General features: G+C 39.2%; 11 protein-coding genes and 2 rRNA genes. 1 reads left to right on the top strand and 12 read right to left on the bottom strand.

Annotated elements, in window-relative coordinates; all coding sequences use genetic code 11:
- Window positions 1-118 precede the first annotated feature (118 nt).
- Complete coding sequence (locus ACN19N_RS02940) at window positions 119-1,108, bottom strand: DUF6160 family protein (RefSeq protein WP_420001936.1); 990 nt, start codon at window positions 1,106-1,108, stop codon at window positions 119-121.
- Between the two features lie 518 nt (window positions 1,109-1,626).
- On the opposite strand from ACN19N_RS02940, the gene pabB reads away from it, so the two are divergent.
- Entirely contained in the window at window positions 1,627-2,976 is a 1,350-nt protein-coding gene (gene pabB, locus ACN19N_RS02935) for an aminodeoxychorismate synthase component I (protein ID WP_420001935.1), read from the top strand.
- A 13-nt stretch (window positions 2,977-2,989) separates the two neighbouring features.
- Here pabB and hisC read toward each other — a convergent pair whose 3' ends face one another.
- The 11 genes from hisC to ACN19N_RS02880 all read right to left on the bottom strand — a co-directional run bounded on the left by hisC (window position 2,990) and on the right by ACN19N_RS02880 (window position 14,895).
- Entirely contained in the window at window positions 2,990-4,075 is a 1,086-nt protein-coding gene (gene hisC / locus ACN19N_RS02930; protein ID WP_420001934.1) for a histidinol-phosphate transaminase, read from the bottom strand.
- A 64-nt stretch (window positions 4,076-4,139) separates the two neighbouring features.
- Window positions 4,140-5,429: a histidinol dehydrogenase gene (hisD, locus tag ACN19N_RS02925; RefSeq protein ID WP_420001933.1), complete on the bottom strand. Its 1,290-nt coding sequence runs from the start codon at window positions 5,427-5,429 to the stop codon at window positions 4,140-4,142.
- Window positions 5,430-5,560: 131 nt separating this feature from the next.
- Complete coding sequence (locus tag ACN19N_RS02920; RefSeq protein ID WP_420001932.1) at window positions 5,561-6,223, bottom strand: DUF4272 domain-containing protein; 663 nt, start codon at window positions 6,221-6,223, stop codon at window positions 5,561-5,563.
- Window positions 6,224-6,363: 140 nt separating this feature from the next.
- Entirely contained in the window at window positions 6,364-7,053 is a 690-nt protein-coding gene (gene hisG, locus ACN19N_RS02915) for an ATP phosphoribosyltransferase (protein WP_004663840.1), read from the bottom strand.
- Window positions 7,050-8,309: a UDP-N-acetylglucosamine 1-carboxyvinyltransferase gene (gene murA / locus ACN19N_RS02910; protein ID WP_269229639.1), complete on the bottom strand. Its 1,260-nt coding sequence runs from the start codon at window positions 8,307-8,309 to the stop codon at window positions 7,050-7,052. The genes hisG and murA overlap by 4 nt, the downstream gene beginning before the upstream one ends.
- A gap of 6 nt (window positions 8,310-8,315) precedes the next feature.
- Window positions 8,316-8,567, bottom strand: a complete 252-nt coding sequence (gene ibaG, locus ACN19N_RS02905) for a BolA family iron metabolism protein IbaG (protein WP_004663844.1) — start codon at window positions 8,565-8,567, stop codon at window positions 8,316-8,318.
- 135 nt (window positions 8,568-8,702) lie between these two features.
- The gene (gene hpf / locus ACN19N_RS02900) at window positions 8,703-9,044 is read right to left on the bottom strand and encodes a ribosome hibernation-promoting factor, HPF/YfiA family (protein WP_005158799.1); all 342 of its coding nucleotides are present in this window, start codon (window positions 9,042-9,044) and stop codon (window positions 8,703-8,705) included.
- 166 nt (window positions 9,045-9,210) lie between these two features.
- Complete coding sequence (locus tag ACN19N_RS02895) at window positions 9,211-10,659, bottom strand: RNA polymerase factor sigma-54 (RefSeq protein ID WP_420001931.1); 1,449 nt, start codon at window positions 10,657-10,659, stop codon at window positions 9,211-9,213.
- A 292-nt stretch (window positions 10,660-10,951) separates the two neighbouring features.
- Window positions 10,952-11,569, bottom strand: coding sequence for a hypothetical protein (locus tag ACN19N_RS02890; RefSeq protein WP_269229637.1), 618 nt, complete (start codon window positions 11,567-11,569; stop codon window positions 10,952-10,954).
- Window positions 11,570-11,715: 146 nt separating this feature from the next.
- Window positions 11,716-11,830: ribosomal RNA gene (gene rrf / locus ACN19N_RS02885) — 5S ribosomal RNA — on the bottom strand.
- Window positions 11,831-12,004: 174 nt separating this feature from the next.
- Window positions 12,005-14,895, bottom strand: a 23S ribosomal RNA gene (locus ACN19N_RS02880).
- Between the last annotated feature and the right edge of the window lie 304 nt (window positions 14,896-15,199).

Raw genomic sequence — 15,199 nt, 5'->3', positions numbered from 1 at the left:
ATTAGTTGCCATTAAGTAATTTATTGTACTCTAGCAAAATTATTCTAAGTTTTAGAGCATAAAAATACTTATTTCAAATAAAAAAAGCGCAACAAGTGCGCTTTTTTTTATTACAAGATTAGTGACCAGAAATAGTGATCATAGAACCTTGAACATTTGCAGTACCGTTGAAGTAGTAAGTTTGTAAACCTTGAACTTCTACATCACCAATTGAAGCCGCTGCTTGGCTACCTAAATGAACACCTTTGATGTACATATCAGTTTTAGGTGTAGTAGCACCAGAACCTGTGATAATACGTAAGTAACCGTTATTAGTGTCTTCTTTACCAACAACACTTACAGCAGCATTAACAGTTAAGTTTGCAGCGTTAGCATCAGCAACTTTGATGCTCTCAAGGTAAATTTGACCAGCAGCACGGTTAGTAGCTGTACCATCACCGGTACCTTGTTTAGTTGAACTATCAACAATACCTAGGTTTTTAATCTCTAAACCACCTTGCATAGTTGTATTTAATACAATCATCGCACCTTGTGGAGCAGCACCTAGCTGAATATTTGCATCCATTTTACCAGTTTTGATTGTTAAACCAGATAAAATTGCGTTGTAGTTAGTTGTATCATTACCACGACGAACTGTAGTGCTTGCTGCATTAGAGCCAGACACACCAATTTCACCGATGTAGATATCTAAACCAGAAACAGCTGCTGCAACGTTAAGGAAAGCACCATTTGTACCAGTACCAGCATCTGTATCAATTGTAAGGTCAGCAAGATTATGTGATGCTAAAGCACGAGTATTATCAACAGTAGTAGCATTCAACATTGGAGCTGTAATTACAACACCTTTAGTAGCAGTAAGACCTGTACCGTTTCCTTGAATTACAATTGCACCAGCAGTACTAGTACCGCCTAATGTAGTATTTGTCAAACCATCGTTATCGTGAATTAAAACTTTATCAATTTCAATTTTAGAAATACCAATACCAATATTGATACCGTCTTGACCCGTTGCAGCGCTTAGTGCAGCATCATCCATTGACTGCATTGCCATTGCATTCGCGCTAATCGCCATTGAAGAAACTAAAGCTAGTTTAGTAAACATTTTCATTGAGCACTCTCCCAAGAGCATTTATTTTTTGACTGTCACTACTCTAAACTGTCCACGGTCGTTTTTTTCTTAATGACAACTTGAACTTCCAATCCTTGAGTAGTTCGTTTAGCAAGTACTAAATTACAGGTTTGTTATTTTATGTTCAACTACTGTTAATCGATTTTTATAAATAACCCGACAAACGGCATAATACTTTTTTCGTGCACCACTTTAATTTATATGCTCTAACATATGGAAAGCACTATAGTTTTTCAATCAGAATTTTTAGAAAATCATAGTCAAATATCCTATTTAAACCTTTTATCATCCGCCCAAATCACTGCAAAATGTAAACAATTGCGCTTTCTTAAACCAATTCATGAAAATTACAACTTGTTTTACAATTTCAGTAGACAGAATCACAATACATTTCAGAAATATTTTTCAACTTTTATCTACAGGATAAATATCAGTAGAGTTTAGATGATTGTAGTACAATTATATCTTCCAAATGTATATGAATGTATTTTTGTTATATGTCTCATTTTCAGCAAAAACTTGACACGCAACTCACCTCTGCATTTGACCTTCTTATACAACTGAATGAACTCACTGGTTTAGTTTATTTATATGACAATCACACTCCGACAATTGGTTTTTTGCCTCAAGAATTTTTAGTATTAGAACAGTCAAAACTCAAAAAATTTTGTAAAACTCAATTTAATAAATATAAGAATGAACAAGCAACCTTACCTATTAGCGATTTTTTAAATTTTCAATCCCATTCACAAAGTTCAATGAAAACTACTTTTGGTGGTGGATATATTGGCTTTTTTAGCTATGACTATAGTGCAAATCAATTTATAAACATGGTTTCACGAAATCAACCCAGTATTTTCTTAGGTCTATATTCGACTTTTTTAAAGTTTCAGGATGATGCTTGGTATTTTTATAGTGATGAAAATGAAGCTGAAAGTATTTATCAAAATGTCATAAATCTAATCAATCAATCAACCAATATTCAAAAAACACCTTTCTCATTATTAGAAAAATGCTATCCGCGCTGGTCTAAGCAACAATACCTACATGCATTTAATCAAGTGCAGGAATATATCAAAGCTGGTGACTGCTACCAGATTAATTTAACTCAAGAGTTTATTGCAAAAACAGAAGGCTCATTATTAGATCGAGCACAGGATTTATGGGCGCTCACCCATGCACCTTATGCTGCCTATCTCAAGATACATGATTTTGAGCTACTCAGCTGTTCTCCAGAATTGTTTGTCGAGTTTCAAACAAATCGAAAAATTAAAACACGACCAATTAAAGGTACAATGCCTCGTTTTGATGATGCCGAGCAAGACCAACAATCTAAAGATCAGCTCAGCCGCTCTGAAAAAGATCAGGCTGAAAATGTGATGATTGTTGATTTACTTCGGAATGATTTAAGTGTTTATGCTGAAACAGGATCTGTAGAAACTACAAAACTTTTCGAAATTGAAAGCTTCAACCAAGTTCATCATATGGTCAGTGAAATCACTGCAACCTTAAAAAAAGAAGTAAACCCTATGCAAATGTTATTGTCCGCCCTTCCGGGTGGTTCAATTACAGGGGCACCGAAAATTCGCGCTATGCAAATTATTGATGAATTAGAAGGTACTCCACGTGGCGCATATTGTGGAAGTTTGGGTTATTTTAATTTTGATGGAACAGGTTGCTGGAATATCTTAATCCGTACTATTCAAAAATATCAGGATCAATTATCGATGTGGGCAGGTGGAGGCATCACCATCGCCTCTGATGCAGAAGCTGAATATCAGGAATGCTTTGATAAAATTTCTGCCATGCTTGATTTGCTCAATACATGGCAAAAATCTGAGAACTAAATTTTTCTACAAATTATAAAATTTGCGTTTTAAGCGTATCCACTAGACGTTGATTTTGTTCATCTGTACCAATTGTAATACGTAAAAATTGATTAATCCGTGGCTTATTGAAATAACGCACAATCACGCCCTGCTCACGCAATTGTTGAGCCAGTTGAGCAGCATCATATTCTAAATGTGTGGCAAAAATAAAATTGGCTTTCGATGGCAATACATCAAAACCTAAAGCCGTGAGATCACCAACTAATTTTTCTCGACTCTCAATCACTTTGGCACATTGCGCTTCAAAATAAGCTTGATCTTCAAATGAGGCTACCGCCGCGGCAATCGCAAAACGATCAATTGGGTAGGAATTAAAGCTATTTTTTACAGCTTCAAGTGCTGCAATCAAATGAGATTGAGCAATCGCAAATCCAACACGTAAACCAGCTAATGAACGTGATTTAGATGTTGTTTGGCAAACAACTAAATTTTCGTAACGATTGACCAATTGTACCGCTGACTCTGCACCAAAATCGACATAAGCTTCATCAATCACCACGACTCGATCAGGATTTGTTTTAAGTACTTGCTCAATCTGCGCTAATCCTAATGCAATACTGGTTGGCGCATTCGGATTGGTAATGATGATACCGCCATTTTCCTGTGCATAATCACAAACATCAATTTCGAACTTGTCATTCAATGGAATCTGCTTGGTTTTCGTTGCAAAAAACTGGCTATAAACAGGATAAAAACTATAGGTAATATCTGGGTAGAGGATTGGCTCTTTCTGAATAAAAAAAGCCTTAAAAATATGCGCTAAAACTTCATCCGAACCATTACCGACAAAGACTTGAGTAACATCAACATGCTGCTGTTTAGCAATTGCCTGCTTTAAAGCCATCGCATCTGGATCTGGATACAAGCGTAAAGCATCAGCTTGGTGAGTTAAAACTGCTTGAACTGCCTCCACAACTTTAGGTGATGGTGGATATGGGTTTTCATTAGTATTGAGTTTTAGTAAGTTCTGAATCTTAGGCTGTTCACCCGGTATATATGGCTCAAGCTCACGAACTTCTGGACTCCAAAAACGCATTTGTTCTGTTGTAAACGTCATTGTTCTACTCTCATATATCTCAAAAAAGGGGCTTCTATCAGCCCCTATCTATTCTTCGAATCGGTTATTGATAGCGATAGCGTGCCGAGCGTGCATGGGCATCAAGATTTTCTTCAACTGCCAATACATCTGCTGTTTTAGCCAAAGTTTTAACGCCCTCTTGCGAGCACATAATTAAACTTGAACGTTTTTGGAAATCATAAACGCCGAGCGGTGAAGAAAAACGCGCTGTACCCGAAGTCGGTAAAACATGATTTGGGCCTGCACAATAATCACCGATCGCTTCAGGCGTATAACGCCCCATAAAGATCGCACCTGCATGACGAATCTCTTGGCTCATTAATTCAGCATCATCAAGACATAATTCTAAATGCTCTGGAGCAACCTGATTAATCAGTTTAATCGCTTCCGCACGATCTTTTACCAGTACCAATGCACCACGATTTTGAATCGAAGTTCGAGCAATTTCTGCTTTTGGCAATTCACTTAAATGTTTTTCAATGGCTGTTTCGACAGCATTTAAAAGTGCTTCATCTGGTGTAATAAAAATGGCTTGTGCAACCGTATCATGCTCAGCTTGAGACAACACATCCATAGCCAACCATTCAGCATTATTTTCCCCTTCGGCATATACCAAAATTTCCGAAGGTCCTGCGATCATATCAATACCTACCTGACCAAAGACTGCACGTTTGGCTGCTGCTACAAAACGATTCCCCGGTCCTGTAATTTTATCGACAGCTGGAATGGTTTGCGTTCCATAAGCTAACGCGGCAACGGCTTGAGCGCCACCAATCGTAAATACACGGCTTACCCCTGCTAAATATGCAGCTGCTAACACCAATGGATTCAATTCACCATTGGGCGCTGGAACCACCATGATAATTTCAGGAACCCCTGCTACATGTGCTGGTAAAGCATTCATAAGTACAGATGATGGATAAGAGGCTAATCCACCAGGAACATAAATCCCGACGCGATCAAGTGGTGTGACTTTCTGACCTAAGGTATTCCCCAGATCATCAACATAAGTCCAACCTTCCTGCTTTTGTGCCTGATGGAAAGAACGAATACGTTTTGCAGCCAATTCTAAGGCTTCACGAATTTCTATGCTTAAGCCTTCAAATGCAGTTTTAAGTTGAGTTTGGGTCAGTTCCAAATCCGAGAATTGATGCGCTGGATGTCGATCGAACTGTTGTGTTAATTTAAGTACATGATCATCACCATACTGACGAACATCAGCAATGATTTGGTCTACAGTTTGTACTAATTGAGGATCATTCACAGTTTCAAATGCTAAAAGTTCAGCAAATGCCTGTTTAAAATTTTGATCCTGAGTCGATAAACGTCGCATCAATTTACCCACAAGGCGAATAAGAGAAGGCTAAGTTTACTCTTTTTCAACACGCTTGTGGGCAAGATAACATCGGCATTTCCACCTGCTTTAATAGGAAAAATCATTTTTAGATTTAAATATTTTAAATTTTATGTATTTAAGTCTGGATTATCCCAATCTCCATCATGCTGTATTAGCCAATTCAAAGCACCGTGACGTTCCACAACAACTGAAGCATTTAAATTTTCAGGCGCATCTTGTTGTTTTAAACGAGCATCTACGCATGCCCAATCATAACGATAGGTCAAATCTGCCTGATCTAAAATTTCATCCAAATTTCTTAACTCAACTTGCAGCATAAATTCATCAAATGAGCGACAAGCACAAACCACCTGAACTGCAAAATCACAATCTGCTATTTCATTTGGATAATTGAGTTCTTTCACAATTCCGAGTGCCCAAAGTAAAACCCAGTAAGCCTCATATTTCCAAATCATATTCACGACATCTTGTTGAGAAACTTCTTGATTTAAAATATTTCGTTCTTTAAGGGTTAGCTCATCAAATACTTCAAATTTATTTAGCAAATCAACAATAAAGTCTTTAGTTTCTTGATCAAATTGCTGATTGTTTAAATCACATGCCACTTGGATAATGATCAAACACGCAATTGCTCGTTTGGCAATACTTTCAACTGAACGGGCTATAACTTCATCAACCGATTCAATATGCGGCAACCACTCGATGTAAGGAATAGATTGTGCTTGTAATTTTAAAATAGACTCTTGTTTACGCTGTAAGGGCGTTTTCATTCTTATCTCTAGTCACAAAACGATAAACCCTTTTAGCACACAGCCAAATCTGAAAGGAAGACACTCTTTCCCTTAATCAGAAAATTAAGCGATAAAAAAAACCGTTCAAAAGAACGGTTTTTTTGAATCATCATACGAAATCATACTGAACGTGATTTCACAGCTTCTTCAAGTTGCGTCAAAATTGGATTTAACACGGCTTGTTTACGTTTAAAGCTCGCTTTATTGACAATTAAACGAGAAGAAACTTTGCAAATTTCTTCTAATGGCTCTAAACCATTGGCACGTAAAGTATTACCTGTATCAACCACATCGACGATGTAATCACCCAACCCAACCAAAGGTGCAAGCTCCATAGATCCATAAAGTTTGATCACATCAACTTGCTCACCTAAACTTGCATAGTATTGACGAGTAAGATTCACATATTTAGTTGCAATTTTTAAACGCCCTTTCGGACGTTCCATGCCAACCTTACCAGCAGTCATCAATTTACAATTTGCAATTTTTAGATCAAGTAACTCATACACATGTTGGGCGCCATGTTCCATCAGCACATCTTTACCCGCTACACCAAAATCTGCTGCACCGTTCTCCACATACGTCGGTACATCAGAAGCACGAAGAATCAAAATACGTACTTTTTTATGTGTAGTTGGGAAAATTAATTTACGTGATTTATCAGGATCTTCTAATAAATTAATACCCGCATTCTCAAGTAAAGGTAATGTCTCTTTTAAGATACGACCTTTACTGAGTGCTAAGGTTAAACCATGATCAAAATTACCCATTACATCAAAATTTGGATCATCGTTTCTTAAGTCATTCATCCTTTTACTCGCTTAATCTGAGCACCTAAACTTTGTAACTTTTCTTCAACTTGTTCATACCCACGATCGATATGATAGATACGATCAACTAAGGTTTCCCCTTCTGCGACTAATGCAGCGAGAACAAGAGAAAATGATGCACGTAAATCAGTCGCCATTACAGGAGCAGCTTGCAATTTATCTACACCAGTTATGACTGCATCATGCCCTTCCACTTGAATATTTGCGCCCATACGTGACAATTCAGGAACATGCATAAAACGATTTTCAAAAATTGTTTCTGAAATCGTTGCAAAACCACGACCAATCACATTGACCGCCATAAGCTGTGCTTGCATATCAGTTGGAAATTCGGGATGAGGTAAAGTTCTAAAGCTCACAGCTTTAGGACGTTTACCTTGCATATCTAGTTCAATCCAATTATCACCACGGGTCACTTCTGCACCCATTTCTTCAAACTTATCCAATACTGCTTCTAACAATGCTGGGTCCGTATGCGTGGTTTTAACTCGACCACCTGTAATTGCAGCAGCAGCTAAATATGAACCAGTTTCAATTCGATCAGCAACAACCGCATATTCACAGCCATGTAAACTTTCAACGCCTGTTACAACCAATGTATCTGTGTCTAGACCTTCAATCTTGGCACCCATTTTAATGAGCATTTGTGCAAGGTCAGTAATTTCAGGTTCACGAGCAGCATTACGAATCGTGGTCACACCATCAGCCAATACAGCAGCCATCAAGATATTTTCAGTGCCACCAACAGTGACCATGTCAAAAATAACTTCGCCACCTTTTAAGCGACCATCAACAGAAGCATGGACATAACCATTTTCAACTTCAATCTGCGCACCTAAAGCTTCCAATGCTTTTAAATGCTGATCGACAGGACGTGAACCAATCGCACAACCACCAGGTAATGAAACTTTAGCATTCCCATAGCGAGCCAATAGTGGACCAAGTACCAAAATTGATGCACGCATAGTTTTCACAAGTTCATAAGGTGCAAACTGATTATCTAATGTTGACGCATCCGCACGAACCGTATCTCCTTCATAGCTCATTGTAACGCCTAAGCCAGCAATCAGCTTCACTAAGGTGTTCACATCTTTTAAATGAGGTACATTCGTTAAAGTAATCGGAGAATCTGCAAGAATCATTGCAGCAAGTAAAGGCAGAGCTGCATTTTTAGCACCAGAAATACGTACTTCGCCTTCGAGCTTAACACCGCCCGTAATTAAAAATTTATCCATTAATATTTAAGCTCCGAAAAGGCTTGCTTTGCGCCATTCGTCTTTTGTCATTGCGCGAATCGTAACTGCATGCACTTCACCACTTGCGATATAAGAGTTTAATGGTGCATATACGGCTTGTTGACGAGTAATCGTACGTTTGCCATCAAACTGATCATCAACTATTCGAAGGTCGAATTTCCCAGCTTGGCCACTCACTGCTACTTCTGCTTCAGGGAAAGCTTCTTTTAAAATTTGCGTGAGCTGCTCACTATTCATTACTAGACCTCTTATACAACCATGGCGTCAAACCATACATTTTACTATAACTTTTTCAGATAATTCAGTAAGCCGTTTCTTTTTTTATCGATAAAAAAAAGAGGCTATTTGTAAAGCCTCTTTTAATAAAAAAACTTAAGTTAAAATTGCTAGCTCATGTTGATAAGAACACTGTATTTTTCTATGTTTTGCAAGCTGTCTTTTCAGTTTTTCTGTTAATTTATTAATCGAAGTATACATATCATCTGCTGTCGCCTGCGCAAACAGTTCAATCCCCGGTAAGCGAATAATCGCCTCAGCAATATGATTAGAGCTCCCTTTATGAGAACGTCTATCAATTTGATGATCTTTAGCCAATTTGATTTGCATACTATTCACTTGATCTAGATGCTTAGTCATTTGACTAAATTTCATTTTTATATTTTCTTCAATAGCAGGCGTAATGGTTAAATGGTGTCCACGAATCGTTATTTGCATAATTCTATCCCTCACCTTTTTCTAAGGATACAAAGAATCGCCCAAGCAAATTTAATGCATATCAAGATTCAACATCCATTAAATCATCCGAACGATTCCTTTAGTGATTATTGAAAAATTCATTATTTCGTCATAATGAACGCTTAGAATAGTCACACCTTGAAATTTAGATCAAGACTTTTCTTTCTGAAGACGATGGAATATGTAACGATTCGCGATATTTTGCGACTGTACGTCGAGCTACTTCAATGCCCTCATCTTTCAACATTTCCGCAATTGCATTATCAGACAAAGGCTTACGCGGATTTTCATTCGAAACCAATTTTTTAATCATTGCCCGAATCGCAGTTGAAGATGCTTCCCCACCTGTCGTCGTTCCAACATGGCTTGAAAAAAAGTATTTCAATTCAAATAAACCACGTGGCGTAAGCATATACTTATTGGTTGTTACACGTGAAACAGTAGACTCATGCAATTCAACTTCCTCCGCAACATCACGGAGAACTAAAGGTTTCATCGCCTCAGGTCCTTGTTCAAGAAAAGCTCGCTGATGTTCCACAATACAAGTTGAAACTTTGAGTAATGTTTTATGCCGTTCATCTATACTTTTAATAAAATTTTTCGCCTCAAGCATTTGATTACGTAAATAAACATTATCATCACTCTGATCAGCACGACGAATCATATTTGAGTAAAAAGAATTAATCCTTAATTTAGGCATAACATCGGGATTAAGCTGGACTTGCCAATGCTGATCTTTCTTGGAAACCACAACATCAGGAACTTGATATTCAGATTCTTGTTGGCTAAATTCTAATCCTGGATATGGTTTTAATGTTTTTAATAAATCAACAGCACCTTTCAACTGCTCTTTAGACAAACCTGTTTGTTTTAATAGTTTATTTAGATCATTTGCTATTAATAATTCATAATACTTCAGTAAACACTTTGCTTCAGCTAAGTATGATTTTTTTTGATCTATGACTTCTAATTGGATCTTTAAACATTCTGCTAAATTTCGAGAACCCACTCCAATTGGATCTAAACGTTGAATATGTTTTAAAACAACAATAATTTCATCTTCTTCAACCTCATCAGCACTCTCCATTTCCTGTAATAGCCGAGTAACTGCAAGCAAAATATCAGCTAATTCAGCATCTAAAAACCCTTTATCATCTAAAGAATCAACGATGCAATAAGCAATTAATTTATCTACTGTGGAAAAATGTAATAAATTTACTTGCTCTAAAATGTGTTCTTTTAGGCTCAATTGAACTTGACGATTATCCTCTCGTTCCTCATATTCTGGTGACGCTAATGCAGTTGATTGATGTGTATAAATATCATCCCATTCGGTATCAACAGGCAAGTCATTTGGTAAATGGTCTGCATTAAGTTCAGTTGTTAAATCTCCTGACTCATTGATCTCTGAAGTAGATAAACTTTCTGTTGTATTATTTTCTTCAATTTTTTCCAGTAACGGATTACTATCTAATTGAATTTGTATTTCTTGCTCCAATTCCAAACTAGAAAGTTGTAGTAAACGAATTGCCTGCTGTAATTGAGGGGTTAACGATAAACTATTCGCAACTTTCAACCCTACAGATAGCTTCATACTAAAACCCCTTTTTAAACAAGCAAAAAACATGCCTGCAAGAAGATTTATAGCATAAAAAAATACAAAAACCTATAGAAAAGGTATCTTTACCTATTTTTCTTTTTCATTCTGATGGTAAGTAGGGTGATAAAGCTCATCAAAAAGTGTCTTAATTGTTAAAATTAACGTAAAAAATAAATATCTTTCCCACCCTCCTTTTAGCTAAGAGGATAAATTTATTATAATTAACATCGATACGCTAATAAATGATAATTTTCTTACATTTTTTCACCGACACATAAGAATAGATTCACCCCCTCAACTTCATGTAGTATTGCTTTCTCCAGTCCAGATAATTAAAATCTCGATTATCTATATTTTTCAACTCTATACTATAGAATGCTCTTAATGCTATCTCAAAAGGAGTCTCATGATGTATGATCTCTGCAACCTGAACCATAGTATAGCGATATAATAATTTATGATAAAACTCATTTGCTATTCTTTCCGCATTTTTTATATCCTCAGAGAATATTAAGCTTACTTCTTGAGCAACCCTTTCTAATAAATAAGGTATATCAGATTCAATTAAAAAATCACTGTACCGATCTTTCAACACCTCCTCAACTATTGAATGAAATATAAATTTTGGTATATATTTTGGATTAGTTGAAATAAGTATTACCTCACCTTTATCCTCCAAATCTTTAAGTACTTGATCTATTTTTTCTATATAATTTTGATTATTAATTGCTGCTGATTCATTTACTAACTGCATTTTTTCATCTATGGGAGGAATGGATCTTCTTTCAAATACAACCTTCTTTTTATGTGGTATTCTGGTTTTTATTCTTTCTCTACGATTAATATAAACACAAATTTGATAAAAAACACATACACAAAATATTGTGAAAATTAAAAACATCATGTCGATACTTTTCCTCATACTTATTTTTAAATGTACCATAATTCTAAATTTACGATGTTTTCTACGCTATCATTTTTTAGTCTATTTTCCCCACCCAATAAAAAACACCCCCTCTGCATTAGCAGAGGGGGTGTTTTAGAATTAAAAGCTGGCGATGACTTACTCTCACATGGCAAACGCCACACTACCATCAGCGCTAAGAGGTTTCACTTCTGAGTTCGGGAAGGGATCAGGTGGTTCACTCTTGCTATTGTCGCCAGCAAACTGTTTATGGATACTTGCTTTGGTCTTATCTATGCCAAGGCTTTTTCCAAATGAGTTATTAACGGATTAGATATTGAGTCTAACTTTGTGTTCAGCATTTTAACTAGTTTTCACACTAAATCAAGTTATGTATTGAATTTATCTTGAATACAACAACTGTTTGGGTGTTGTATAGTCAAGCCTCACGAGCAATTAGTATTGGTCAGCTTCACACGTCACCGTGCTTCCACACCCAACCTATCAACGTCCTAGTCTCGAACGGCTCTTTAGAGGAATAAATTCCTAGGGAAATCTTATCTTGAGGTAGGCTTCCCGCTTAGATGCTTTCAGCGGTTATCCCTTCCGAACATAGCTACCCGGCGATGCGACTGGCGTCACAACCGGTACACCAGAGGTTCGTCCACTCTGGTCCTCTCGTACTAGGAGCAGATCCTCTCAAATTTCCAGCGCCCACGGTAGATAGGGACCGAACTGTCTCACGACGTTCTAAACCCAGCTCGCGTACCTCTTTAAATGGCGAACAGCCATACCCTTGGGACCTGCTTCAGCCCCAGGATGAGATGAGCCGACATCGAGGTGCCAAACACCGCCGTCGATATGAACTCTTGGGCGGTATCAGCCTGTTATCCCCAGAGTACCTTTTATCCGTTGAGCGATGGCCCTTCCATACAGAACCACCGGATCACTAAGACCTACTTTCGTACCTGCTCGACTTGTGGGTCTCGCAGTTAAGCGCGCTTTTGCCTTTATACTCTACGCGTGATTTCCGACCACGCTGAGCGCACCTTCGTACTCCTCCGTTACTCTTTAGGAGGAGACCGCCCCAGTCAAACTACCCACCAGACATGGTCCTCGCCCCGGATTACGGGGCAGAGTTAGAACCTCAACATTACCAGGGTGGTATTTCAAGGACGGCTCCATTGGAACTAGCGTTCCAACTTCAAAGCCTCCCACCTATCCTACACAAGTAAGGTCAAAGTTCAATGTCAAGCTGCAGTAAAGGTTCACGGGGTCTTTCCGTCTAGCCGCGGGTACACTGCATCTTCACAGCGATTTCGATTTCACTGAGCCTCTGCTGGAGACAGCGCCGCCATCATTATGCCATTCGTGCAGGTCGGAACTTACCCGACAAGGAATTTCGCTACCTTAGGACCGTTATAGTTACGGCCGCCGTTTACTGGGGCTTCGATCAAGAGCTTCGCTTACGCTAACCCCATCAATTAACCTTCCAGCACCGGGCAGGCATCACACCCTATACGTCCACTTTCGTGTTTGCAGAGTGCTATGTTTTTAATAAACAGTTGCAGCGGCCTGGTTTCTGTGGCTGCCAATAGCTCAGGGAGCAAGTCCCATCACCGTCAGCAGCGTACCTTCTCCCGAAGTTACGGTACCATTTTGCCTAGTTCCTTCAGCAGAGTTCTCTCAAGCGCTTTGGTCTACTCGACCTGACCACCTGTGTCGGTTTCGGGTACGATTCCTGTGTAACTGAAGCTTAGAGACTTTTCCTGGAAGCATGGTATCAGCCACTTCACTGTACAAGTACAGCTTGCTATCAGTTCTCAGCATAGAGTACCCCGGATTTGCCTAAGATACATGCCTACAACCTTCCACCTGGACAACCAACGCCAGGCTGACTTAACCTTCTCCGTCCTCTCATCGCATTACACAGAAGTATTGGAATATTAACCAATTTCCCATCGACTACGCCTCTCGGCCTCGCCTTAGGGGTCGACTCACCCAGCCCCGATTAACGTTGGACTGGAACCCTTGGTCTTTCAGCGAACGGGTTTTTCACCCGTTTTGTCGTTACTCACGTCAGCATTCGCACTTCTGATACCTCCAGCATACTTCTCAATACACCTTCATCGGCTTACAGAACGCTCCCCTACCACTTGACTAATGTCAAATCCGCAGCTTCGGCACATAGTTTTAGCCCCGTTACATCTTCCGCGCAGGCCGACTCGACTAGTGAGCTATTACGCTTTCTTTAAAGGGTGGCTGCTTCTAAGCCAACCTCCTAGCTGTCTATGCCTTCCCACATCGTTTCCCACTTAACTATGATTTTGGGGCCTTAGCTGGCGGTCTGGATTGTTTTCCTCTTGACTACGGACGTTAGCACCCGCAGTCTGTCTCCCGGATAGTACTCATTGGTATTCGGAGTTTGCATCGGTTTGGTAAGTCGGGATGACCCCCTAGCCGAAACAGTGCTCTACCCCCAATGGTATTCGTCCGAGGCGCTACCTAAATAGCTTTCGGGGAGAACCAGCTATCACCAGGCTTGATTAGCCTTTCACCCCTATCCACAAGTCATCCCCTGGCTTTTCAACGACAGTGGGTTCGGTCCTCCAGTTAGTGTTACCCAACCTTCAACCTGCTCATGGATAGATCGCCTGGTTTCGGGTCTATACCCAGCAACTAAACGCCCTATTAAGACTCGATTTCTCTACGGCTCCCCTATTCGGTTAACCTTGCTACTGAATATAAGTCGCTGACCCATTATACAAAAGGTACGCAGTCACCGAACTAGTCGGCTCCCACTGCTTGTATGCATGCGGTTTCAGGATCTATTTCACTCCCCTCACAGGGGTTCTTTTCGCCTTTCCCTCACGGTACTGGTTCACTATCGGTCAGTCAGGAGTATTTAGCCTTGGAGGATGGTCCCCCCATATTCAGACAAGGTTTCACGTGCCTCGCCCTACTCGTCATCATTGTGTGTGCCCTTTCGTGTACGGGAATATCACCCTCTACGTTCGCACTTCCCAGAGCGTTCCACTAAAACACACACAACTTAATGGGCTGCTCCCCGTTCGCTCGCCGCTACTAAGGGAATCTCAATTGATTTCTTTTCCTAAGGGTACTGAGATGTTTCACTTCCCCTCGTTCGCTTCATAAGCCTATGTATTCAGCTTATGATACCCGCCTTATAGCGGGTGGGTTCCCCCATTCAGAAATCTCCGGATCAAAGGATATTTGCCGCCTCCCCGGAGCTTATCGCAGGCTATTACGTCTTTCATCGCCTCTGACTGCCAAGGCATCCACCACATGCACTTAATTACTTGACTATACAACCCCAAACAGTCGTTAACACATACAAGTCAGTGTTAGCGTTGCAAACTTAATTGCTACTATTCGTTGTCTGTGAACTTAATCACCATACAGCTTCAATCTAAATTCATATACCAAAACGCTTGATTCAGTGTTTTTGCTAGTTCTCAGATTAAATATTAATTTAACAATTACTTGTTATCTTCCTATTTAATCGAGTTTGAACAATTTATTTCAGACTCAAATTCTAATCTGTTAATGATTAACTACAGCCTCGTCAGCTTGCAGTAAACTGTGATAAATCACAGAGATTAATAAACC

The organism is Acinetobacter sp. LF10 (genome assembly GCF_048585715.1).
Lineage (GTDB): Bacteria > Pseudomonadota > Gammaproteobacteria > Pseudomonadales > Moraxellaceae > Acinetobacter.
The sequence above is the reverse complement of the archived record's forward strand: the minus strand, read 5'-3'. Positions and strand labels throughout refer to the sequence as shown.